27 protein-coding genes and 1 tRNA gene are annotated in these 24599 nt (G+C 32.2%); 6 read left to right on the forward strand and 22 right to left on the reverse strand.

Going from position 1 to position 24599, the window contains the following annotated elements:
• Positions 1 to 43: 43 nt before the first annotated feature.
• Entirely contained in the window at positions 44 to 1111 is a 1068-nt protein-coding gene (gene aroB / locus ACIDC4_RS05665; protein ID WP_412042125.1) for a 3-dehydroquinate synthase, read from the reverse strand.
• A 271-nt stretch (positions 1112 to 1382) separates the two neighbouring features.
• Here aroB and ACIDC4_RS05670 point away from each other — a divergent pair, with 271 nt between their 5' ends.
• Complete coding sequence (locus tag ACIDC4_RS05670; protein WP_263758947.1) at positions 1383 to 2552, forward strand: proline dehydrogenase family protein; 1170 nt, start codon at positions 1383 to 1385, stop codon at positions 2550 to 2552.
• A 104-nt stretch (positions 2553 to 2656) separates the two neighbouring features.
• On the opposite strand, the gene ACIDC4_RS05675 is transcribed toward ACIDC4_RS05670, so the two are convergent.
• Together ACIDC4_RS05675 and ACIDC4_RS05680 are read right to left on the reverse strand one after the other, a co-directional pair.
• Entirely contained in the window at positions 2657 to 3964 is a 1308-nt protein-coding gene (locus tag ACIDC4_RS05675) for a porin family protein (protein ID WP_412042126.1), read from the reverse strand.
• Between the two features lie 37 nt (positions 3965 to 4001).
• On the reverse strand, positions 4002 to 5789 hold the full coding sequence (locus ACIDC4_RS05680; protein ID WP_230038759.1) for an ABC transporter ATP-binding protein: 1788 nt from the start codon (positions 5787 to 5789) through the stop codon (positions 4002 to 4004).
• Between the two features lie 263 nt (positions 5790 to 6052).
• Between ACIDC4_RS05680 and ACIDC4_RS05685 the strand changes: the two genes are divergently transcribed.
• Positions 6053 to 6127 (forward strand) — tRNA-Val (locus ACIDC4_RS05685).
• Between the two features lie 58 nt (positions 6128 to 6185).
• On the forward strand, positions 6186 to 6437 hold the full coding sequence (locus tag ACIDC4_RS05690) for a GIY-YIG nuclease family protein (RefSeq protein WP_412042127.1): 252 nt from the start codon (positions 6186 to 6188) through the stop codon (positions 6435 to 6437).
• Between the two features lie 168 nt (positions 6438 to 6605).
• Here ACIDC4_RS05690 and ACIDC4_RS05695 read toward each other — a convergent pair whose 3' ends face one another.
• Together ACIDC4_RS05695 and ACIDC4_RS05700 are read right to left on the reverse strand one after the other, a co-directional pair.
• Complete coding sequence (locus ACIDC4_RS05695; RefSeq protein WP_412042128.1) at positions 6606 to 7685, reverse strand: nuclease-related domain-containing protein; 1080 nt, start codon at positions 7683 to 7685, stop codon at positions 6606 to 6608.
• 61 nt (positions 7686 to 7746) lie between these two features.
• Positions 7747 to 8232 carry a hypothetical protein gene (locus tag ACIDC4_RS05700; RefSeq protein ID WP_412042129.1) on the reverse strand — a complete coding sequence of 162 codons (486 nt, stop codon included), beginning with the start codon at positions 8230 to 8232 and terminating at the stop codon, positions 7747 to 7749.
• Positions 8233 to 8504: 272 nt separating this feature from the next.
• On the opposite strand from ACIDC4_RS05700, the gene ACIDC4_RS05705 reads away from it, so the two are divergent.
• Entirely contained in the window at positions 8505 to 9581 is a 1077-nt protein-coding gene (locus ACIDC4_RS05705; protein WP_412042130.1) for a ligand-binding sensor domain-containing protein, read from the forward strand.
• A 38-nt stretch (positions 9582 to 9619) separates the two neighbouring features.
• On the opposite strand, the gene ACIDC4_RS05710 is transcribed toward ACIDC4_RS05705, so the two are convergent.
• The 4 genes from ACIDC4_RS05710 to ACIDC4_RS05725 form a co-directional block, all read right to left on the reverse strand.
• Positions 9620 to 10306: a hypothetical protein gene (locus tag ACIDC4_RS05710; RefSeq protein WP_412042131.1), complete on the reverse strand. Its 687-nt coding sequence runs from the start codon at positions 10304 to 10306 to the stop codon at positions 9620 to 9622.
• 151 nt (positions 10307 to 10457) lie between these two features.
• Positions 10458 to 11594 (reverse strand): nuclear transport factor 2 family protein, encoded by a 1137-nt coding sequence (locus ACIDC4_RS05715; RefSeq protein WP_412042132.1) that lies wholly within the window; start codon positions 11592 to 11594, stop codon positions 10458 to 10460.
• Between the two features lie 44 nt (positions 11595 to 11638).
• On the reverse strand, positions 11639 to 12097 hold the full coding sequence (locus tag ACIDC4_RS05720; RefSeq protein WP_412042133.1) for a nuclear transport factor 2 family protein: 459 nt from the start codon (positions 12095 to 12097) through the stop codon (positions 11639 to 11641).
• 103 nt (positions 12098 to 12200) lie between these two features.
• Positions 12201 to 13232, reverse strand: a complete 1032-nt coding sequence (locus tag ACIDC4_RS05725; RefSeq protein ID WP_412042134.1) for a helix-turn-helix domain-containing protein — start codon at positions 13230 to 13232, stop codon at positions 12201 to 12203.
• Between the two features lie 253 nt (positions 13233 to 13485).
• On the opposite strand from ACIDC4_RS05725, the gene lepB reads away from it, so the two are divergent.
• A complete protein-coding gene (lepB, locus tag ACIDC4_RS05730; RefSeq protein WP_412042135.1) occupies positions 13486 to 15093 on the forward strand; it encodes a signal peptidase I in 1608 nt (535 codons plus the stop codon).
• Between the two features lie 127 nt (positions 15094 to 15220).
• Here lepB and ACIDC4_RS05735 read toward each other — a convergent pair whose 3' ends face one another.
• Complete coding sequence (locus tag ACIDC4_RS05735) at positions 15221 to 15478, reverse strand: hypothetical protein (protein ID WP_412042136.1); 258 nt, start codon at positions 15476 to 15478, stop codon at positions 15221 to 15223.
• 511 nt (positions 15479 to 15989) lie between these two features.
• On the opposite strand from ACIDC4_RS05735, the gene ACIDC4_RS05740 reads away from it, so the two are divergent.
• Entirely contained in the window at positions 15990 to 16865 is an 876-nt protein-coding gene (locus ACIDC4_RS05740) for a cupin-like domain-containing protein (protein WP_412042137.1), read from the forward strand.
• 176 nt (positions 16866 to 17041) lie between these two features.
• Here the strand turns inward: ACIDC4_RS05740 and ACIDC4_RS05745 are convergent, their stop codons facing one another.
• From ACIDC4_RS05745 to ACIDC4_RS05800, 12 genes are all read right to left on the reverse strand, one after another.
• Positions 17042 to 17857 carry a hypothetical protein gene (locus ACIDC4_RS05745; protein WP_412042138.1) on the reverse strand — a complete coding sequence of 272 codons (816 nt, stop codon included), beginning with the start codon at positions 17855 to 17857 and terminating at the stop codon, positions 17042 to 17044.
• Between the two features lie 27 nt (positions 17858 to 17884).
• The gene (locus ACIDC4_RS05750; protein WP_412042139.1) at positions 17885 to 18652 is read right to left on the reverse strand and encodes a T9SS type A sorting domain-containing protein; all 768 of its coding nucleotides are present in this window, start codon (positions 18650 to 18652) and stop codon (positions 17885 to 17887) included.
• Positions 18653 to 18857: 205 nt separating this feature from the next.
• Entirely contained in the window at positions 18858 to 19934 is a 1077-nt protein-coding gene (locus ACIDC4_RS05755; RefSeq protein ID WP_412042140.1) for a calcium:cation antiporter, read from the reverse strand.
• Positions 19935 to 20320: 386 nt separating this feature from the next.
• A complete protein-coding gene (locus ACIDC4_RS05760; RefSeq protein ID WP_412042141.1) occupies positions 20321 to 20614 on the reverse strand; it encodes a hypothetical protein in 294 nt (97 codons plus the stop codon).
• 12 nt (positions 20615 to 20626) lie between these two features.
• A complete protein-coding gene (locus ACIDC4_RS05765) occupies positions 20627 to 21046 on the reverse strand; it encodes a VOC family protein (RefSeq protein WP_412042142.1) in 420 nt (139 codons plus the stop codon).
• 74 nt (positions 21047 to 21120) lie between these two features.
• Positions 21121 to 21495, reverse strand: coding sequence for a hypothetical protein (locus tag ACIDC4_RS05770; protein WP_412042143.1), 375 nt, complete (start codon positions 21493 to 21495; stop codon positions 21121 to 21123).
• Positions 21496 to 21581: 86 nt separating this feature from the next.
• Entirely contained in the window at positions 21582 to 22085 is a 504-nt protein-coding gene (locus tag ACIDC4_RS05775; protein ID WP_412042144.1) for an endonuclease V, read from the reverse strand.
• A gap of 28 nt (positions 22086 to 22113) precedes the next feature.
• Positions 22114 to 22707, reverse strand: a complete 594-nt coding sequence (locus ACIDC4_RS05780; RefSeq protein ID WP_412042145.1) for a YdeI/OmpD-associated family protein — start codon at positions 22705 to 22707, stop codon at positions 22114 to 22116.
• A 20-nt stretch (positions 22708 to 22727) separates the two neighbouring features.
• On the reverse strand, positions 22728 to 23285 hold the full coding sequence (locus ACIDC4_RS05785) for a DUF4256 domain-containing protein (RefSeq protein ID WP_412042146.1): 558 nt from the start codon (positions 23283 to 23285) through the stop codon (positions 22728 to 22730).
• Between the two features lie 10 nt (positions 23286 to 23295).
• Complete coding sequence (locus ACIDC4_RS05790) at positions 23296 to 23679, reverse strand: DoxX family protein (protein ID WP_412042147.1); 384 nt, start codon at positions 23677 to 23679, stop codon at positions 23296 to 23298.
• Positions 23680 to 23685: 6 nt separating this feature from the next.
• Positions 23686 to 24153: an SRPBCC domain-containing protein gene (locus tag ACIDC4_RS05795; RefSeq protein WP_412042148.1), complete on the reverse strand. Its 468-nt coding sequence runs from the start codon at positions 24151 to 24153 to the stop codon at positions 23686 to 23688.
• A gap of 6 nt (positions 24154 to 24159) precedes the next feature.
• A complete protein-coding gene (locus tag ACIDC4_RS05800; protein WP_194614580.1) occupies positions 24160 to 24483 on the reverse strand; it encodes an ArsR/SmtB family transcription factor in 324 nt (107 codons plus the stop codon).
• Between the last annotated feature and the right edge of the window lie 116 nt (positions 24484 to 24599).

Below are 24599 nucleotides of genomic sequence, written 5' to 3' on the forward strand. Positions count from 1 at the left end.
AAAATAATATATACCTAAAGCAAAGCTTTTTATTAAAAAAAGTTTAAGATTTATAATCTTGAAACGCGTCTAGAATCAATTTATTTTCAACGGATTGATTAATTTTTATTTTCCCGATTCCTTCAATTAATGCAAATTGAATCAAACCGTATTCATTTTTTTTGTCATGAATCAGCAATTCAAGGATCGGATCGATGTCATTTTCTTCTATTATAACATCGTCATAAATGCTTTTAATTGCGGTTTTAATTTCAGCATATTCGTCTGCTGTGATTAAGTTTTTATGTAAAGAGATATAACTTTCCAAAATCATTCCAATCGCAATGGCTTCACCATGTAACAATGTTTTTTTGGATTCACTTTCTAAAAAATAACTTTCTATCGCGTGACCTAAAGTGTGACCAAAATTCAGTGCTTTACGAATGTTTTTCTCTGTTGGATCCTGAATTACAATATCATTTTTAATTTCTACAGAACGATATATTAATTCATCGAAATCAGCAAAATCAATGGCTTTTAAGTCTAAAAATTGTTTCCAGTACGCTGCATCATATATAAGACCGTGTTTTAGCATTTCGGCCAAACCGGAACGCATTTCGCTTTGTGGTAAAGTTTCAAGGTAATTAGTATCAATAAGCACCATTTGAGGCACGTTGATAACACCAATTTGGTTTTTAAGATTTCCTAAATCCACTCCGGTTTTACCTCCTACAGAGGCATCAACCATAGATAATAGGGTAGTAGGGATATTAATAAAATCTACTCCGCGTTTGAAAGTCGAAGCTACAAATCCACCTAAATCAGTAACTACACCGCCGCCAAGATTGATAACAAGTGATTTTCTATCAGCGCCAAGTTCTGTTAATACCTTCCAGATTTCGATACAGGTTTCAATATTTTTATTGATTTCACCAGATTCAAACTCAATAATTTCTATTGTTAAATCGGTTTCAAGTAAAGGCAAAAACTTTGGTAAACAATACTCATTTGTTTCATTATCAACTATAATAAACAAATTAGAGTATTTATTTTCTTTTAAATGATTATTTAGGGCTTCGTAGGCATTTTGGTTAAAATGCACGAGATAATTATTAGCTTGAATCGATTGCATATTTCTGTAGTTAATTGAAACCGCAAAATAAGGCATTTTTAACTAAATAATATTCAAAGTTTTGTTCTAATTTGTTTTAAAATGAATGATTCTAATTAAGGTTTGGGTTATTTGTTTTTAATTTTTTAAAACCAATATTTCATAATAACGTAAACTCTTACTTAATAAATTAAGGTATTACATAATTTTGTTATCGATATTAAAAATTATGCTATGTTTTAGTAAATAATATTCAAAACTCTATCTATATTTGCACAAAAAACTGACCTTAATGGAAAAAATATTCGATAACACCCAAGTTGCATTTTCGTTAAAAAGCGATACAGAACTTGACAGAGCTTATTTTCTTTTTAAAATGATCGACAGCCAACCTTTAGTAAGGATAGGAACTGCTGTTACCAATTTTGCTATAAAAGCAAATCTTCCGGTAGAAGGATTAATTCGTGCAACTGTTTTTGACCATTTTTGTGGTGGTGTAAACGAAAATGATTGTATTACAGTCGTAGACAAAATGTTTACCAAAGGTGTTTCATCTGTATTAGATTATTCTGTTGAAGGAAAAGAAGAAGAGGAGCAATTTGATGCTGCTTTAGAAATGACTTTAAAAACGATTGAATTTGCCAAAGAACGTTTAGCGATTCCGTTTGCTGTATTTAAGCCAACAGGTTTTGGTCGTTTTGAATTGTATGAAAAATTAGGAGAAAAACAAACGTTGACTCCGGCAGAACAAGCAGAGTGGGATAGAGTAGTAGCCCGTTTTGATCATGTTTGTGGTGAAGCGCACAAAAAAGATGTGGCTTTATTAATTGATGGTGAAGAAAGCTGGATGCAGGATGCTGCTGATGATTTGGTTACCGAGATGATGCGCAAATACAACAAAGAGAAAGCGATTGTTTTTAATACTTTACAAATGTACCGTTGGGATCGTTTGGATTATTTAAAAAATCTACATGAAGTTGCCAAAAAAGAAGGTTTCTTTATCGGGATGAAATTGGTTCGTGGTGCTTACATGGAAAAAGAAAACAAACGTGCGGAAGAGAAAAATTATGTTTCGCCAATTTGTGTTTCTAAAGAAGCTACAGATATAAATTATGATGCTGCTGTACATTATATGTTAGAGCATTTAGAAATAATGTCAATTTTTGCAGGAACTCACAACGAATTGAGTTCTTATAAATTGATGGAAATGATGCAGGAAAAAGGAATTGCCAAAAATGATAACAAAATCTGGTTTGGACAATTATACGGAATGAGTGATAATATTAGTTACAACCTTGCTGAAAACGGTTATAATGTAGCGAAGTATTTGCCATTTGGACCTGTAAAAGATGTTATGCCGTACCTGATTCGTCGTGCTGAAGAAAATACTTCGGTAGCCGGGCAAACAAGCCGCGAATTGTCTATGATTAAAGCAGAACGTAAACGTAGAAAAGGGAAGTAGTTTTTAGTCTCAGTCTCGGTTTACAGTTTACATAAAAAAAAATCCAAATTCCAATCTTAACAATTGGAGTTTGGATTTTTTTTTATTGGAATTTTTAAGCTTTTTTAGAAAGAAACCTGGCATTGTAAAACGACCATTCCTAAGCGATCGCTTTGTTTGTATGCGCCAATAAGTGTTTTGTCGTAAACTGCTCTGTTTTGGTAATTCAAACTAAACTTTGGCCCCAAAGTTCCGGTTGTATAATAATTAACACCCAATTCATACATTGTCATTGGTGTGTCTAAAGCTTCTAAATCGGCAATTTGTGTTGCTGCGTAAGGCTGAAAACGACCTTTTTTAGCTTCATTATCTGATTTACCAAAAAGATATCCTAATTGAGCATAATAAATATTTCCAGTACCAACGCCAATAAATCCGGCACCAGAACCATTAATTAACGTATTATCTCCAATTGCAGGATTTGGTGTATTTACAGACTGAATATAGTTTTTACCGTAATCATTATTATTAAAAGCCGCATAAGCTGTTAGTGCAGCTCCTTTAGTGTTAATTGGACTATCATAAAAAACATCAAATCCTAAAACCTTCATATCATCATAAGCTACAGTTGCATCCGGCGTTAAATGCCACATCGCTTTGGCTTGCGTCATATAACCTAACGCTACATTGAAAACCTTTTTTGTTCCTAAATAAGTTCCTTTATGATACGCATCTTCAAGTGACTCCTTATCCAGGAAAGAATACGTTAGAATTCCGGAATATTGTGCTCTTGGAGTTTCAGTACTTACGGTAGAATTTAATCCAAGATTATTGTTTGAATTTCGATACGGATTTGTAATTGCTGCACGGTAATTAAATTTTCCTAAATATCCTTTTGCATAAATACTTAAATTTCGATTTCCAAAAGTTGATGATGTATTGGCAAATTGCTGATACATTGGCGTATCTAAAGTAAGTTGCGAAGAAGAACTATTTGCCGAATAACGGGTTGTTCCTGCTCCCCAAGCGGTTAATCCACCACCAATATGAAGTTTTTCGTTAAAATGATATTCTCCCAAGGCATCCATTACAGAAAGAGGTGCATTTGAAGGGCCGTTATTTTGGGTGAAATTAATATTATTTTGCCCTAACTGAAGGTGAAAAAAGATATTATCCGTAAGCATTCCCATGGCTTGTAAGCGCAGACGTCTAATTACAATATCATAGGCATCATTGACCTCTGTAGTTCCAATTTTACTATTAGGATTCAATTCTGAATATCTTCCCCAAACCTGAAGATTCATTCCAAATTTGATATATTTCGAACCGTCGGGAGTGATATTTACAACGTTAAAAGGTTTTTCCTGAGCAAGAACACTTATGGTGTTTAGGATAATAAATAATAAAATCAGGGCGAGTCTTAAATGTGGCATTTAGTTGTATTTAAAATTAATTATAGGCTTTTAGTTTTTAATAGTTGCTAAATTGAAGATTACTTAGGTTTTTATAAGTACCGTTTTCAAGATTTATTAATTCCTGATGTGTACCTTCTTCGGTTATTTTTCCATTATCTAAAACTAAAATTTTATCAGCATTTCTAATAGTTGACAGACGGTGAGCAATAATAATACTTGTTCTTCCTTCCATCAAAACTTCTAACGCTTCCTGAACTAATTTTTCGCTTTCACTATCCAAAGATGATGTCGCCTCATCTAAAATTAAAATACTTGGGTTTTTAAGCAATGCTCTGGCAATCGCAATACGCTGACGCTGACCTCCGGACAATTTCACACCGCGTTCTCCTACGACGGTTTCGAATTTTTCAGGGAAACCTTCAACAAAATTCAAAGCATTGGCTTGTTTTGCAGCCAGCATAATTTCTTCATCGGTTGCATCGGGTTTTCCGTAGGCTATATTTTCTTTTATGGTTCCACCAAATAAAATAACATCCTGAGGTACGATACTCATATTGCCACGAAGATTTTCTAAATCATAATCGTAAATATTTTTTCCGTCAACGGTAATTTCGCCTGATTCGATATCGTAAAAACGCAATAATAAAGAAGATATAGTAGATTTTCCGGCTCCACTTGGTCCGACAATCGCAATTTTCTGTCCGAATTCGGCAGTGAAGTTTACATCTTTAAGCACCTGAACTTCTTTTCTTGAAGGATAACTAAAAGCAACGTTTTTGAAAGAAACATTTCCTTTGATTTTTTCTAAAGGTTCTCCATTTTGCGTTGCATTTATTTTTTCAGGAGTTTCTTCAAGTAATTCAAAAACTCTTTCGGTAGCACCAATCGCTTTTTGAATTTGCGCATATAATTCGGCAATTCCTCCAAAAGAAGCTCCTACAAATGTTGAGTACAATACAAATGAAATTAATTGTCCTACGCTCATTTCGCCGGCAATGCTTAAACGTACACCATACCAAACTACAGCTACGATGGCACCAAACAAACAGAAAATGATAAAAGAGGCAAAGTAACCACGGTATTTACCGCCTTTGATAGCCAGTTTTACCACTTCGCTTATTTTTCCTTTATAACGGGCAACTTCATACCATTCGTTAGCAAAAGCTTTTACAATACTAATTCCCTGCATCGTTTCTTCTACAATAACCTGGCTTTCTGCCACCTGATCTTGTACTTGTTTAGAATATTTTCTAATAAAACGACCAAAGATTACGGCGGCAACCGCTACGAGAGGAACTACGGCCAACATTAGTAAGGTTAATTTAAAGCTTTCTGTAGCCAATAAAATAACGCCTCCAATAATTAGTATGAATTGACGTAAAAACTCTGCAATTGTTGATGTTAACGTATCTTGTATTTGAGTAATATCGGCACTAATACGGCTATTTAACTCTCCAACTCTTTTTTGGGAAAAGAAGGTCATTGGCAATTTTACTAAATTGGTATATAAAGACAAACGTAGGTTTGCTAATGTGTTTTCGGTAAAATTGACAAATAATGATAATCTGAAGAAAGAACAGAAGGATTGTAGAAACAGGATCACGATTAATCCCAATGCAATTTGATTGGCCTGATCGTTATCTTTGTTCTTGACACAATCAATTAACATTCCCATTAATTTAGGAAAGGCTAGGGCAGTGGCTCCTGTAAGTAACAGGAAAACCAAACCAACATAAAATTTCCATTGGTGTTTTCCGGCGTATTTGAATATTATGGTTGCTTTGTTAAGTGAAGTAGCGGTAATTTTTGATTTTGGTAAATCATTTTCTTTAAATCTTGCCATTTGAGTATACAATTAAGGTACGCAAATATAGGATTATAGCAAGTGAACACAAAACAATATTATAAATTAGGGGTGTTGATTTGTGTTTTTAACTAAATGTGCAGCAATCGCAAATTTTATTTCATTTTTAAAAAGCTGAAAAATAGATTAGTAAATAAAATCATTAAAATTTATTTCACTTTTTTTCTAAAAAGGCTTGCAAATACAAAATCTAGCTGTATATTTGCACTCGCAATCACAAACGATAGCAACCTAGTAAAATAGGGCGATTAGCTCAGCTGGTTCAGAGCACCTCGTTTACACCGAGGGGGTCGGGGGTTCGAACCCCTCATCGCCCACAAACTTCCAAAAACTCCAAAATCATTTGATTTTGGAGTTTTTTTATTTTGTAAAATCATGGAATTCATTGTTTATATATTATTCAGCGAAAGCAAGAATAAATTTTATATCGGATTTACTTCCAATCTAAACGAAAGAATTATTAGGCATAATCAAAAAAGCAAAGGTTTTACCGGAAATGTCAATGATTGGAAAGTTATTTATACGGAAAACTATAATACCAAAGAGTTAGCGCATAAAAGAGAATTACAAATTAAATCTTGGAAAAGCAGAATTAAGATTCAGGAATTAATATCTAAAAAAGATTAGCTCAGCTGCTTCGGAGCATTCCGATTTTTCATCGGAAGTGGTAGGGGGTTCGAACCTTCCGATAAAAAATCGGAACAAGCTATCATCGCCCACCAAGAAACTCATTAAGAAATTAAGGAGTTTTTTTTATGTATTACTTATTCGTATTTAACTATATGAGATTTTCTACTACTTTTCATTAATTCGTAAAATCATGTCGGCTATCATCTTTGTCTCATTATACGAAAATATTGGTTTAAAATAGTTTACATAACCCAGAAGCTCACTGACAGTCAGAATCTTCACAAACTGAAACTCTTCTTTTGGTTTTGTGTTAGTTAAAACAATGAGATTTTTTATTGGTATTTTTTTGTCACCCCAATGATGTGCATCTAAACTTAAATGATAACTACTCACGTCATTATTAAGTAGATAAAACAATGCAAAACTTGTTCTTTTAATTTGCTCTACAGGTGATCGTAAGCTCAAATTTTGTAATGATTTTTCACTCCAATTCTTTGTCTCAATAAGAAATATTCCAGCTGGCCCTACAAGTATATGGTCAATCTGAACGGACTTTATATAATCATTTTCTTGTCTATTATAGATTGCAGGTGAAAATGAAACTGAAAAGTCATTAATCAAAAAATACTCATCCGATAGAGTTTCTAATGTTTTAACTACTTTTTGTTCTCCTAACGCACCATAAATATAACTGTTGAACTCATCTATTGTCGTTTTTTTTCTTTCAAGTTCTGATAAAGGTTGTTGAACACTTTGCTTTACAGCTTCATTAAAATCTGAAATGATAAATTGATGACGATTGCTTTTAATTTGATAATTTTCAACTAGTTCCCTAATTGATATTTTTACCTGAATTTCAAAATTATGTTCTTTATGTTTAATTTTTTTTTTATAGTTCAAATGTTTTAAATCATTGGATAATTTTTGAAAAAAGCTTTTTGAAGGATTGGCAATTAAAATACTTAATTGTTGTTTCAGCTCATCAATTTCATTTGTCAATCTTAGAACCGATTCTTGTTTTTTTGTTTCGATTGCTGTTTCTAAATCCGGCAAATCTATGTTGAGCATATTTTTTTCTTCCTCAATCAGATTTTCGTGATAAGAAATTAATTGCTGTCGGAAAATTGCATATGATTTCTGAAAATCAATAACCTCCTTTAATGATTTGAAGTCATGAACATTTCTTTCCTCTAAATGTAATTTTAAAGCTGTTAGTGAACCAATCTTATTATAAGTCCTGCACATTATGTTTGCCAGTTGTTAATGTTGGATTTCATCAAATTATATTACCTGTAACTTAATACCGTTAATTACCTATTTTCTTTAAATAAAATTTTGCAGTATTTTTTGAACCTTTGCTTCTTCGCACAATTTTACCTGTTTGTATATTGTATACCAGAAGCTTATTATGTTTTATTTTATATTTTAAATGATAAGGAATTCCATTTTCAAATTTTAAATCATATAAATGCATATTTTGAAACTGATTGGTATCAATTGGTTTTTCCATTAATTCAGTCAGTGACAAAGTATCTGGTGCATCATTGTATTTTAGCTTGTCAAACTCTATATAGACAGTGTTATTTCTGGAGATTTTAAATTTCCCTGTTAAGTCTTCGTTCATCAAATCTCCGGCTTTATTAAATTTTACCGTACTGTCAGCATTAAATTTTATTTGGGTCACAAAAAAACCAAGCTGTGCAAAATTAGATCTATATGTTCCGCAAAAATTTCTGTTTGTGCTACATGAAACAAATAAAAGTAATAGGAGTAAGAAAGATATTTTTTTCATTAAAGATGGTTTTCAGTTTCGCTTATAATTTTTCCTAACTCGTTTATTTCAGCCTCAAATGGCATTAAAATAAGAAAGCTTTGAGCTGTACGATAGTTTTCATGCTAAATATAACAAAAATCTTTATTCTACATAATTAATCCATTCAAGTTGAAATAAATACACGTCACAATATTCTTCTTTAAAACTTTATAGTACATTGCATAGTGAACATACTTAATATACGATGGCTAAATACAAATTTTACATCATGGAAAACAGGACTTTTTAATATGAAAATAAAATACTACCAATACATATTCAGCCTTTTCTGCACATTTCTGATTGCTACAACCATCTCTTGTAATAATCAAAACCGATCTAATAAGGCTGAAAACAAAAGTGAAATCGGCGCCACAAGATTAAAATACACCACCGGAATTCGTTCCATATTAGAAGATAGTAAAGGAAATATTTGGTTTGGCAGTTACAATGAAGGAGTATGCTTGCTTCGTAATGGGAAGCTTCAATATTTTACGATAGAAAACGGATTAAGCCATAATCAGGTCAGGAATATTTATGAAGATAAAAATGGAGTAATTTGGTTTGAATGTGGCAAAGGATTAAGTATTTACGATGGACAGAAAATGGTTAAATACACTGAAACAAATTATAATTCAAAAAACGAATGGAAACTAAACGACAATGATCTTTGGTTTAAAGGTGATGCAATAGAAGCCTACAATAAAATCGAAGGAAACCCGGGCGTGTATCAGTACGACGGAAAAGAACTTTCTTATCGTGCATTACCTGTTAAAACAAAACCTGGACAAGAGAATCACTATTCAATTTCAACCAATTTTGTGAGAAGTAAAAATGGAACGCTTTGGTTTGGGACTTTTGGTGCTGTGATTGGGTATAATGACTCAGATTTTAAAATAATAGATGATGCCTTTTTAGAGCTAAATGATCAAACAGGACATTTGCATGCCCGCAGCATAATGGCAGACAGCAAAGGAAATCTTTGGATAGGTAATAATGGAATTGGTGTTTTGAAATATGATGGAAAAAAAGTAGTTAATTTCACAAAGCAGCAAAAACTAAAAAAAGAGGAAACCAAAGGCAATTCGCTTGAAAAAGTTTTTTCTATAGGAGAAGATAAATTAGGAAATATCTGGTTTGGAACTGCAGGATCCGGTGTATGGAGATACGATGGTAAGTCTGTGCAAAATTTCACTAAAGAGGATGGAGTAGAAAGCAACCATATTTGGACTATTTATAAAAGCAAAAAAGGAGAATTATGGCTTGGAGGAGCAAGTCCGAGTGGTGTTTATCGATTCAATGGCGTTTCTTTTGAAAGAAAGTTTTAAGTGGTAAATGACAGATCAATTTAAATCCGCTAAGATTTTCAATTACATTTAACCAGTTTAAGTTGTCTCATTTTTCCAACTTCTTCTTCATTTTCATAGCTCTGTTGTAAATAGTCTTTATAGAACCATTTACCATTTTGTTTTTCCAGATAACCTTTTATAACATTAAAAATCGGCTTTTTATTACTACTAAAATCAAACGAATCCTCGTGAATTCCAAACTGCTTCAATAGTGTCCATTTTTCATTACACAGCGAATATATTTCGCAACTATTGACTCTGCTCATGTCTAATTTGTCTATTACTAAAGCAATTTCGTCTTTGCGATCGCCATTAGTATCGCCAATATTAATTAAGCAATAAAACCCTTGCGCTGTACCCAAATGCAATGTATCAGGATTCGGTTTATTTATCGTCAAATACAAATCTGCTTTTTGGCTGTAAAACCATTTTTCGACAATATCCCAATCATTTTCAAAAGGATCAGGAGATTTCTCAATTTCAGTTTTGGTTTGTTTTGAATAATTATGCTGAAAAATAGTATCCTGCTTTCCGTTACCGTCAAAATCGCCAATTACAAATAGTTTTTCTAATTTATTAAATTTGATAGTCGTGTTTAGTGTATCAGAAGCAGCAGTGTTACCGGCTTTCTTCCTGCTATTTTGATTACAGCTAAAAAGCACAATAAGTAACATCAATATGCAAAATACCAGTTTCAATTTCATTTTTGTAAAGTTCTAAGAAGAAAAAAATAGCTCGTGATAAAATTATATCTAAGCTAGTATAAATAAGCCAATAAATTGCTTTTAGCAATAACAAAAAACTCCTTAAATAAGTTAAGGAGTTTTTTAATGTGATTTTTACTTTCTACTACATTTATGTCTTTTCTGTTTTTGGCAATTCTTTCCAGGAATAGCTTTTATGCACTATTTTCCAGTTGCCCTTATATTTCAGTATTAAAAAATAATCGGTAAAAGTTCGCTGATTCGGTATTACAATTTCTGCTTTTGCTATTGCAGTATCTTTTTCAATATCAATAGAAACAATGCTTCCAATTCTGTTTGTCTTTTCTCCCGTTTTTATGTTAGCAATATATCGTTCTCCTGAACGAATCCATAAAGTATCTTTTGCCACAGTGTATAAATTAAAATTAGGATCAAAAGCTTTGCGTAATCTTTCGGGCTGTCCGTTTGCCGTTCCTTCAATGTAATCGAGTAATATTTCTGTAATTTGTTCTAAATCACTTATTGCAAAAGTATTAGTGCTTTTTGAATGAGATTTTAAAATTTTAATCACCTCATTTGCCACATTTACACCAGAACTAGGATCTTGCCCGGTCACAAACCTGCCGTCAACAATATAAAACGCATCTCCGCCTTGATCAGAATACACAAATTTCCCCATATTACGTGTAATTTCTTTGTCTATCGAGAACGGAAATGCTTTATAATATTCGGCTTCTTTATTTTCGAAAATAGTGGGATATCCTGTAATTTTTTTTCCTGCATAAAGCGATTTTTTCTTTTCATCCTTCAAATTGATAATTCCGGCTGTTCCGTGGCAAATTGCAGCAATAACACCGTTTTTACTGTAAATACTTTTTGCAATTTTTTGAATCGTAAGGTCATCTGCAACTCCGAACATTGCTGCACCGCCGCCACTATAAAAAATCGCCGAATAGTCTTCGGATCTAATTTCAGCGGGTTTCTTAGTACGTTCTAATTTATCCATAAACCAACCGTCGTACAAATATTTTTTTTGCAGATTATCAGATGTATTTATGTAGCCAATAGGGATAGCTCCACCATTTGGACTAATAAAATCAACTGTATACCCGGCTTTTATAAACAAATCATAAGGTACGATAATTTCTTCGAAGTGATTCGCCGTTGGAATTTTAGTGTTTCCATAAAAATCCTGATTCGAAGTTACAAACAAGATCTTGTTTTGTGCATTTGTAACTATAGGCTTTAAACCTGCAATAACAAGTAATACGATTATTATTTTATTCATTTACTGAAAAATTATAAGGTTTTGAATTGAAGACACAGGGAGTATTATTTTGCTTTAGCTACTGTTGCTTCTACTGTTTTATGAGGTGTTCGGGCCGAAATTTTATCTACAATTAGCCAACCCTGATTTGTTTTTATAAAATGAAAATAATCTACAAATAACAGCGTTGCAGTACTGATTTCTACTTTTGCAACGGCCACATTGTTGGTTATATCGACAAATACAGTTCGAGCCGACCAATTCTTGGGTCTGTCGTGTTTTTGAAAGCCAGTAATGTATTTCGATTTAGTTACGACATTCACTTTATCATCAGCAAAATATTTCAATTGCCAGGTATCATGAAATGACGAACCTACTTTTATGGAATCTCCCGTAGCTTGCCCTTCTAAGTACAAATTGATCGTTTTTTCAATCAAAGCCAAATCATTCGTAGTATCACTTACCTGAGCATTTACATTAAGAGACAAAACAATAACGGAAACAAACAAAAACACTTTTCTCATTTTTAAAATTTTAAGTTATTAATAATGAGAGCAAATTTGCAGTATAGAAATGTTTTAGAGGTCTTAATTTATAAATTAGAACTCTGATTTTATAATATCAAACTCATTTTAAGTATGATTTTTGATATTCGGCAGGGGTTAAGCCGGTTGTTTTTTTAAAGGCAGTAAAGAAAGCCGATTTTGAATTGAAACCACTATCGTAACCTAAATTTTCGATCGTATAATTCGTTTCGGTTTCCAATAATTTTTTTGCTTTCTCGATTCTGTATTCTTTAATTAGGTTTGAGAAGGATTTGCCCAATACTTCATTGATATATTGAGACAGTATATGTTTTGTTACTTTTAATTCTTTAGCAGCTTCTTCAAGGCTAAAATTTGGATTAAGAAAAAGTTCTTTTTCAATTATAACCAACAATTTCTGATCGATCAGATGCAAAGTTTCCTTGTCAATTTCTTTGTTTTTGTATTTCTCTTTTTCATTAAAAAAAGTCGATTCACTATTTGTTTTAAAAATTAAAAGCAAAACAATTAAATACAAAATAAACGTAAAGGATAAAGCTCCAACAATGTACGAAGTATAAGCTGCCATGCTATAGGCCAACCATATAAATGCAACGCCAAAATAAATACTCAGAAACCAAACATCTATTCTTTTTAAGGTCTCTTTTTCTTTGATTTTTATAAAAATAGGGCGAAGGTATTTGAATGACAAAACAATATAAATGAACCATTGCGAATAAATGACACATACAATCCAATTACTCCAAATGGCCCGATGCTCAACATAAGGGTAAAAAAATCCTAAAATGGTAATTGCTGTCAAATAGGATATAACATGTTTTGCCCAATTTAGTTTTTCTTCTTTTTTATATGATTTTAAATATAAATAAAGAAAAGGCCCAATTAGAACGCAGGCCGAAAGACCTATTTGAATAAAAATATTAGACAAATGCGGATTAAAAAAGAAAAAAACCGATTTAAGAATTCTGATACTTAAAACCAGTAGGAGTAATGCTAAAAAATAGTTGGTGAAGTTTTTCTTTTTGGCATTTATAGCAAAATAGATCGAAAGTATAAAACCATTAAATGCTCCTAAAGCACTAAAAAAGAAAAGCAACTGGTTTGACTCTATCATTATTTTGTTTCGTTATTTTTTGCTCAGATGAATTACAATCTGGATATTCTTAAGGCGAATATAAGAAATATTTTTGCTACACTTTCTTAACTTTTTCTGATTGAATTCGAAATAACGGTTCATTATTATTCAATCGAAGCACTCTTAGAATAAAATTTATTTGTCTTTTTTATCGAATGATTGTGTAACAAATTAAGCAAAAGACTACATATACCATAGCAGTTAATACAAAACAACAAATAAAACTTAACGTATGAATTTATCACAATGGCTCGTTTTTATTTTAATCATGCAGATTGTTCATGGATTATCTACCTGGAAATTGTATGCAAAAGCTGGTAGAAAGCCTTTAGAATCATTTATACCCGTTTATAATTTAGTTATTTTAATGAAAATTATAAATAGACCTTGCTGGTGGGTTCTATTGCTTTTTGTTCCCATTATAAATCTATTGATGATTCCGGTAGTCTGGATCGAAACTATTAAAAGTTTTGGAAAAAGTTCCACACTTGATATTATTTTGGTTGTAGTAACATTAGGATTTTATATTACGTATTTAAACTACACATCTGAAAAACTAAATTATATAGAGAATAGAGATTTAAAGCCTAAATCGAATACAGAAGATACCATTGGTTCTCTTTTATTTGCTATTATTGTAGCCACATTGGTGCATACCTACATTATACAGCCTTATACAATTCCGTCTTCGTCATTAGAAAAAACATTGTATACCGGAGATTTTTTGTTTGTTAGTAAAATTAATTTTGGAGCAAGAACTCCTATGACTACCGTGGCATTGCCTATGGTGCATGACTCGATTCCTCTTACAGGCAAGAAATCCTATTTGTTTAATGATGATATTACTAAAAAAGAAACATCATTACTGAACAAGTTTCAATTACCGTATTTTAGATTTCCCGCGTTAGAAAAGATCAAACGTAATGAAATTGTAGTTTTCAATCAGCCTGCAGATACGCTGCGTGATATGGATAATTTTAATCCGGATCGAAATTACTACAAACCCATTGATAAAAAAACAAACTTAGTAAAGCGATGCGTAGGAATGCCAGGCGATTCTTTAGAAATTCGTGATGGAAATATTTACATCAATGGTAAGATAGATAAACTGCCTGAAAGTGCAAAAGCGCAATACAATTTTCTTGTAGATACAAAAGGCCAGCCTATTAGTCAGGATGCTCTTGTACACAGATATGGCGCCAGAGAAGGCATGAAGTATGAAAATGGAGATTTTGCACTTACAAACACGGGACAATATTTCCTGACGCTAACAGATAAAGAAGCGGCTACAATAGCCAATAATCCGGTTGTAAAAGGAGTTAAAAAAAATCTAACACCAAAAGGAGAGGATGGAGGTGTGTTTCCTCATATTCGTTCTTTGGGTTGGAACATAGATAATTTTGGCCCAATTTATATTCCTCAAAAAGGAAAAACGATACAATTGAACCTAAAAACACTTCCTTTTTACAAGAGAATTATTCAGGAATACGAAAAAAACACGCTAAAAGTCAATGGAAATGAGATTGTTATAAACGGAAAAGCAAGTACAACTTATACTTTCAAACAAGATTACTACTGGATGATGGGAGACAATCGTCAGAATTCTCTAGATGCCAGATTTTGGGGATACGTTCCTTTTGATCACGTAGTAGGAAAGCCTGTATTTATTTGGTTTAGCTGGGATAAAGATGGGAAAGGTTTTAATAAAGTAAGATGGAATCGCGTTTTTTCTGTAGTAAACGGAGACGGTGAACCTAAGTCTTATTTAATACATTTTCTAGTACTAATAGGTCTTTATATTATAGCTAGTAAAATAATAAAGAAAAAACGTAAAGCATAACTGAAATGATATGTTTGCCGAATAATTCTCTGAGATTTTACAAACAGTTTTAAAATAAGCATAAATAATAAAACTCCAAATTCATTACGATTTTGGAGTTTTTTATTGCTATAATCTTCGGGAAAATTTACAGCTTTCTGGATTTAATTTCTTTGTTCAATAAACTTAAATTGATAAGTATTGGCATAAAAATGATGGGCAATGTAAAAATTGGAACAAGTGTTGCGATAGAAACATTTTTAAGCCCTTTTACGCTTAAAATATAGACTATAATGCCAATGGCTAATAAAAAAATAACGCCAAAACCTATCGAGACGCCTTTAAATAAATCTCTCTTTTTTAATAATTTTTCGTTGCTTAGTTCTTCGTAAGTATTTTTCTTCATAGGTTAGTTTGGTTAATTTATTATGGAAATTTTGTTTGGTCTTTTTGGTGGTTTTTGATTTAAAATTTTACTGCTTTTTTTATAAACATCACTAATTCAACTTATACAAGTCAATTTAGCGCTATAAGCAACTTTATTTTGGCTAATATAACAAATATTTTCAGGACTATTTTACTAACTTATTTTGAATTTGAGACGGTAAATTTTCTGAACTTCTTATCAATTTTGGACATAAATACAATTCAAAAAAAAGCAATATTTATTTAAAAATGTTGTTTAATAAAAGCTCAATATTTTATAATTTTAACTGGATGTTATTGAGGAAGATTGACTTCATAAAAATGCATTTTATCGAAAGAAAAATGTGAGGTCTGTTTTAATGAAGAATGTTTATCTTTACTATTGAAAGTCCTATAATAAAAATTACGATACTCATTGTCAACTCATTTCAAATTGTTCGTTTATAGTACTTACTTGTTGTATCAACATATAATTTTAAAACCTATTGCATATGGCATTTGATCATTATATACAGATAGAAAGGGTTGAAAAACTTACCAAAAAAGAATTCATAGAAAATTATTATAAGCCACAAAAGCCTGTTGTAATTACAAAACAAATAGAAGACTGGCCCGCTTTTACTAAATGGAATTTAGAATTTATCAGAGAAATTGCAGGAGATAAAACGGTTCCCTTATACGATAGCCGTAAAACAGATTATACCAAAAAAGTCAATGAACCTGATTTTAAGATGACGATGTCTGAATACATTGATATTCTGGAAAAAGGCCCAACTGATCTTCGTATCTTTTTATACAATCTCATGAAAGATGTTCCGTCTATGAAGTCAGATATGCATTGGCCGCGCTTAGGTATAAGGTTACTGAAGAGTATGCCACTTGTGTTTTTTGGCGGTCAGGATGCCAAAGTATTTATGCACTATGATATTGATTTCCCAAATATTTTCCACGTTCATTTTGATGGTCAAAAGCAATGTGTTCTGGTAGATCCCAAAGAAACAAAATACATGTACCGACTGCCATATTCATGGTTATGCAATGAGGATATCGATTTTGATAATCCGGATTTCGAACGTTTTCCCGCACTCAGAAAAGTTACGCCTTATATCACTAATCTTAATCATGGCGAAATGCTCTATATGCCCGAAGGCTGGTGGCATTACATGAAATACCTTACGCCTGGTTTTTCGCTTAGTTTACGATCTCTTGCCGGAAGACCATCTAATTTATGGAAAGGTTTTGCCAATGTCGCCGTAATCCGATATTACGATAACTGGATGCGAAAAAGAAAAGGTCAGGAATGGCTGGATTATAAAGATGCCGAATCTATCCGCAGAACAAACGTAGAGTTAGAGGCAGCGGAATAATCCAAAAAAAGTTACGAATATCACAAACCACAAATAAAAAACTCCATTATTTCTAATGGAGTTTTGTGCTTAAAAAGCTTTTATTTTTCTATTCTTTTAAAGTCTCAAAATTGATGATTTTGAAAGCTTCCTTAATTTAAAAAACTATTGAAATATCGGTCTTTAATATTTATTCTTTAGCGGGCAGTTCCCTGATGCTGCAAAACATATTTGTTGTCAATTAACTCATTTACAATATTTAAAGCAGTTTTATCTGCACTTAGTCTATATTGTATATTAGCGCCTGAACTTTCATATTTTATTTTAAATACTTTATTATCAAAAGTGATAAGCTCTTCGTACAAAAACTTATCATAACCCGGATGTTTGCTGCTCATATTGTACCAGGTTGCTATCAAATTCTGGTCTAAATCATACACTTCGTATTTCTGAACTCCTAATGCTGTTGTAGAGACAATTTTTATATTCCCAATCTTTTTATTATTAGGATCTTTTGTTATTGCACTATAGATAACACCGGCATCGTCGATTGTAACCTGATAACCTTCAATACGTTTCTGTTTTCCATTTGCAGCATTTGCTTCATCTTTAATTTTATTACCTACACCCGAAGATTCTCCGTTTATAAAATTTTCGATAGCTTCAGTATTTAAACCGTCTGCACTTACAAAACCTTTATCGATAAAGGCTTCAATAACACTTTTTTGTTGGTTTAGCGGGTTAAACTTTTTATAATCAACTTCATTCGTTTTACCTGTTTTTGCACTCTTTAGAATCATCCATCTTTTACCTGTAGATTCTAAAAATTTTAATTCGGCACTTACAGAATACTGTTTGTCTAAACTTAAAATTTGAAGATTTGGTTTCTTGCCTTCGATATAAGCCACTGCCTTGTCATCGAGCTTTACTTCGTCGTTTTTAATTTTTATTTCCTGCGCAAAAGCACAAACTGTTAGTAACGCTGCAGTAACAGTACAAATTATTTTTTTCATTTTCTACTTTGGGGTTTTTAGTGTTTATTATTCTTTTATGAATTTATTAGAAACATCATTAATCTTATAGATATAAACACCTGATTGTAAACCAGAAACATCTAATTTGATGAAATCTTCGTTATTACCGGCAATATTTTTTTGCAAAACCAATTTTCCAGTTGCAGAAAACACCTTAAGACTTGCATCTCCTGTTTTATCAGTAGGGTTTGTAATATTCAAAACATCTTTTACCGGATTAGGATAAGCAACTAATGATTTAGATAAATCCTTCACTTGATTAACTGAAAGCGAACCTGTTAATGCATACACATCTTTTTTCGTAATATAAAGACCTGAATTATAAGTTGCTTTTTGAGTAATTAATTTATAATTGTTAGATAATGTCTTCACAATCAAAGCATCTTGTTTATCGCCAAATTGTTGTAACACATCTCCTTTTTCATTCAAAAGTGTCATTTTATGAACTCCTGTTGCGTTTACAGTAACTAATAAAAACTCTATAGAATTATCTGAATTAAACAATTTATCTGTAAATAGCTGTAGATTATTTACATTATATCCCGAATCAACAGGTAAGTTTAATGTAGCGTAAATGGAATGGTCTTCTTTATAAATTTTTAAAACATTGCTTGTATCATACGTGTAGTGATATGATGCAGTTTCTGTATTAAAAAAATAGCTTTGATCTGATCCTTCATCTTGGTTTATGACATACGAATGCTCAAGTGTTGCTTGAGAAAAAGAAACTGCAGAAGTTAAAAATAAAGTAATTAGAGTAATTTTTCTTATCATAATTTATTGTTTTTGGTTGGTTTGTATTTTATTAAATTTTAAAGACTGTGGTATTGTTATGAAACAGATATATTCTGGCGAAAGTAAATGTAATCGATTTTTTGTAAAATTTTGTAAATTTAAACACACTAATATTTTATTTTTTTAATACAAAAAAACTCCATTATTTCTAATGGAGTTTTGGTTGTTTTTTATAAATATCAAATCAAGGATAGATCATAAGGAATATAAAGGCGAATAAGTTTACGAGAAGCACAACTCCGTAAACGATGTTCGATTTGCCTTTGCTTAAAGATAACATTACCGTAAACACAGATAAAGCCAGCAGCACTATAGATTTTATATCAAGCCCCAGAATAATTGGCATATCCATAATAATACAAACTACTGCCACACTAGGAATTGTTAACCCGATACTTGCCAGGGCAGAACCTAAAGCTAAATTGATACTGGTTTGCAGTCTGTTTTTTCTTGCCGCAATAATTGCAGCAATCGCTTCAGGGAGTAAAATTATCGCAGCAATGACAACTCCAACCAAACTTTTTGGAAGGTGATAGCTCACAATAATAGTTTCGATAGTAGGAGATAGTGTTTTTGCCAATAAAACCACAATTCCCAAGCTCACGATCAGGAAAACAAGACTGGTATAAAAGGTTTTATTATCGATTGCTATAGGCTCAACTACATCTTCGTTTTCATCATCGCCAACCGTTAGAAAATATTGCCTGTATCTGCTGGTTTGTGCAAATAGAAAAGAGCCATAAATAACAAGACATGCTATAGAAGCAAAAACAAGTTGCGGAAAGGAGTAATAAGATCCTTTTACACTTTCGGTAAAAGTAGGGAAGACCAGTGTAAATACTATAATCGAAACCAGTGAAACCAAAGCAATAGTTACAGAAGAAACAGAAAAATTTTGTTCATAATGTTTTAGTCCGCCAATTAAAAGGCAAAGTCCGATAATACCGTTTAGAATCAGCATCGTAGCAGCATATACCGTATCTCTGGCTAAAGAAGCCGCCTCAGTTCCTTCTGACAGCATGAGCGATACAATAATCGAAACTTCGATAACGGTTATAGAGATAGCCAAAATAATGGTTCCGTAAGGTTCTCCAACTCTTTCTGCTATTACTTCTGAATGATGCACGGCCGACATAACACTAAGGATAAGCAATATACTGGCAATAACCTGAAAAATGCTGCTGTTGTCTACGAGTCCGCTAAAAAAAAGAATCCAGGCAAGTGCCGGAATGATGATAGTCCACTGAAGTAATCTTTTCATATATAAATGTTTTCTGCCAATAATTTTTAATGTAAAATGACATTTTAATTTCCCGTAATATAAGGCTTTTTACCGCAAGTACCAAAAACACTGGGGCATATACTTGAGAAACCAGCTCATAATAATAGTATCTTTAGCTTCTAAAAATCTTTTTTATTTAAAATTTTGAAGCATTATTTTTTAAACCAAAAACAAAAGATATAGAGGAAAATTTACTTTTTGCATCGGGTAATGGCAGCAAGTATTTTATTGTAGAAAATTTAAACTTAACGGTTGTTTTCACGCAGGGAAACTACCAATCGTTTAAAGCAAAACAAGCATTCGAAATTATGGCAAAGTATATTTTACCTCAATTTAAAAACTGAAAGACATAATTTTTTGCGAAGTTATTTTACTTCTTTATCATCAGATTTTTTAGTCAGCCTAACCAATCTTACCATTTGGTATATTGCATGATTTTTTTGCGACAAAGAGCGCGCAATTTCAGGAATGGCCTGCATATGAGATTCGCATAAATAACCAAACTCCAGTTCTGACGTTATTTTTGCATGTTCTGAAATTATTTTATTTATTTCTTCAGTCTTTACGGCAACTTCGATATAGACCAAATAAAATCCCTCTGAATAATCTAATGGCGAAGCTACATTTTTTAGAAAATGATTATAATTATTGTCTTCCATTTTGCAATTATTTTAAACAGGTTCCCAAAGTTCTATTTTATTGCCTTCTGCGTCCATAATATGCACGAATTTACCGTAATCGTAAGTTGCAATTTCATCAAGAACAGTCACGCCGTTTTCTTTGAGCTGATTGACAAGACCTTCAATATTTTGAACCGTATAGTTAATCATGAAATCTTTTTTAGAAGGGGAGAAGTATTCATCACCTTTCTTAAAAGGGCTCCATTGTACAGCATTTATTTTATCAGGATTATTAAAATCTCTGGACTCAAAAGTCGAACCCCATTCATTAACATCAAAACCTAAGTTTTTGGCATACCATTCTCTAGTTTCCTTTTGATTTTCCGAAAAGAAAAAAACACCTCCAATTCCTGTTACTTTTGGCGTCTTATCATTTGAAGTGACGTGTGTTATGTTATTTGAATCCTGCATAATACTTGTTTTAATTTATACATCCGGTTTATCAAATTTAATAAATTCATTTAAATAAAATTCAGTAAAACTATTTAGTTAGAGTTGGTTTCAAATTCAGTTTTAAATTGTTCAACTAACTCATAAAATAGTTGTATAGATTTTAAATGCTGTTCTTTAGTCACATTGCAATCAAATAGTTCTTCCCAAATTATACTTTCTGGTTCAAATCCTACACTGTATGCCAAAATCATATTTACCCATCCTGCAGTTGACTCAAAATAGCCCAACTTGTTGGCAATCCAATCAAAAAAAGGTTCGTTTATATTTTCAGGAACAATTTTATGATTTATAAGTGCCAGATAATATCCTGAAACAAATATTTTTATACTTTTAAGATTTACCTCTCCAGTCCACATTGCTGGTCTTTTTTCTATTTCTTTTAATAATTGGTAACATTCTATAATCATAAAAGTATGTCATTAAAAAATTATTGATTTCACTCCAGCGCTAATAAAAGAAGGTACATTCACTTAAAAAAAAGGAATTACTTAAGTTACAATTCTTTTGTCAATCGATCTAATTCCTTTAACAGCGTCGGAAATCTAAATTCTCCGGCCATACTGGCTACTTTTTCAAAAGCATCATCCAACTCAATACCAATAGCAGTAATATACAAAGGCTTTTTGCTATCGCCTCTCAAAAGAGCTAGTTTGTGTTTTTCGATAGCCGCAAAATTTGTTTTCGCAACACCAATAATCGGAATTTTACCCTCTAGTTTTTCGTACAAGCGACCTCCCAAACCGTATTTTTTTTCATCATCTAAATACACAAAACCATCTACAACAATGGCTTCAATATTATTTAAATCAATTTTATCTAATAAACTGAGAATACAAGGCAATTCTCTTTTGTAAAATTCTCCCGGTATATATTCTTCTACATTCTCAATAATTTCGGTGTGAATTTTAAAATTTTCACTTTGATTCCATTCTGTAAACTCAAGGCAAACCGTCTTTGCTTTTCCGTCGTAGTAATACGTATCGAAGGCTAATATCATTATTTATAGATTATTTGGGCTAATATATTTATTTTATTTTAAAATCGTCATTCAGTCCCTTTCCATCCAAAATCTGATCAATAGCTTTCTCCACTCTTGATTCTCTTGTTTTAGATTGTTTTGGAGATGAAAAATGCAGTAAATAAGCTCTTTGTCGTCCGGGAGTTAAAGCTTTGAATGCAGCTTCTAATTTTGAATCCTGATCTAATTTATTTTGAAATTCTTCTGCAACTTCAAATTCTTTGGTCTTCTTTAATTTCACCTTTAGACCCGATTTTTCAACTTCTATCGCTTGATAAATGTAAGTTTTTAGAATCGATTTTTGATCTTTAATTTCCTGAAGATTCGTAAACCGGATTTGTCTTGCTGCCTGAACATTTTTTGATTGCTGTATCAAAATTCCATCTGTATCGCTTAACAAAGCTCCCTTAAAGAATAAAAAAGCACAATACTCTTTAAAAGCGTGTATCAAAACAATATTACTGTTTTGAAAAGTATAACAAGGAGTTCCCCATTTTAACTCTTCGGTTAACTGACATTCTAATGCGATCTCACGTAGTTCTTCTTGTTCCTTTTGCCATTTTTTGGCTTCATCAAAATAAAAATCAACATTAGGATTCATAACATTTTATTTTAAATGAATTAAACACGCAACGATCCGCGAAAACCCCTTGCGGCATAATACGAATCTGCTCCGTTATGATATACAAAAACAGTATTGTAACGAAAATCAGAGAAGAGAGCACCGCCTAATTTCCTGATATTAGAAGGTGTTTCAATCCAGCTCGAGGTTTTAGTGTCAAATTTACCCAGTTGCTGAAGTTCTTTATATTGTTCCTCATTTAGGATTTTAATTCCCATTTCTTCGGCCATATTAAGCGCACTGTCTTTGGGTTTGTTTTCTTTTCTTTTTTCTAATGCTTCATGATCGTAGCAGATACTTCTTCGGCCTTTAGGACTTTCGGCGGCACAATCATAAAATATATATTCATCTGTTTTTTTATCATAACCAACTACATCCGGTTCTCCTTCAGTTCTTTCCATTTCATCCAAAGACCATAATTTATCCGGATTGACTTGTAGTTTTGCCAGTACTTTATTCCACTCAATACCTTTATGGCGCTCCATATTCTTTTCAAAACGAGCTTCTAAAATAGTAAGCAATTCTTCTTGTTGCTCTGTTGATAATTTATTTTTCATAACTTTTATTTTATGATTGAACCAAAATAAGTTTTCTTTCCAGGGGTCTAAAATACCAGGACACAATGGTTAGTACAAGTAACAATGTTGGCCCAAAAAGAGCAATAGAAGCATCGCCACAGGCCAAATGAGAAAAAACAGCGCCTGACATTGCAAAAAAGAACCCTGCGTAAGCCCATTCTTTCAATAAAGTAAATTTAGGAATTAATACTGCGATTACGCCTAATATTTTCCAAATTCCCAGAATAGTCAAAAAATAGACTGGATACCCCAAATGGTTCATCATATCTACTTCTTCTTTCATTTTTATTAATTGTACTACTCCGGTTACTGTCATTCCTAATGCAAGCCAAAGAGTAGCAATCCAATAGATAATTTTATTTCTTTTTGTCATGATATTTTATTTTAGTTGATTTACGATATCTTGTAATCTGTTATGTGCCATGTTTATACCTTGTGCAAAAGGCAATTTTAGCATTTGATCGCGAAGATCGACTGATTTATAAATAACATGCATCGTCAGTTTACTCGTTTCCTCAGAAACTGATTCGAAATCTAAAAACTCAAGCTGCGCTTCAAAAGGGGAGTTTTCCATTTCAAATGTTCGTGTTATTCTTTCATTTGGGCTATATTCATGAATTACTCCATTCGCCTTAAATACAACATTTCCGCGGGGATCGCTTGTCTCAAACTGATAACCGCCATATTTCTTATTTTCAAGTTTCAGTACTTTTGTACTCATCCATTGCGCTACAATTTCAGGCTCTGTATAAGCTTTGAACAGTAATTCTAACGGAAGATCAAACTCTCGTGTAATAACAAGATCCTGCTGACCATCTTTGGCATTAATTTTTGTTTTTAATTCCATAGTAGTTTATTGTTTAGGTTTGTAGTTTTTCATTATACTTTCTAATTTATTAAATCGGTCGTCCCACATTTGTCGAAAAGGTTCTATAAAATCAGCTACTTCTTTCATTTTTTTTGCATTTGTGAGGTAATAAATTTCCCTTCCGTTTTGATGCTGACTCAGCAATTCACATTCCGTAAGGATTTGAATGTGCTTTGAAATCGTCTGTCGTGACGAATCGAAATTTTCTGCTATAACACCGGGTGTCATCGCTTGTATCGCAACTAAACTTAATATTGCCCTGCGGGTAGGGTCGGCTATGGCCTGAAATACATCTCTACGAATTTCCATTGTGCAGTTATTTGACTGCAAATATAATGCAGTTATTTGACTGCGCAAAATATTTTATATTTTTTTTACTCAAAATGAATGAGTTACAAAAAAAAGCCTCTAAAATCTACTAATTT

The organism is Flavobacterium sp. C3NV (genome assembly GCF_046825355.2).
Lineage (GTDB): Bacteria > Bacteroidota > Bacteroidia > Flavobacteriales > Flavobacteriaceae > Flavobacterium.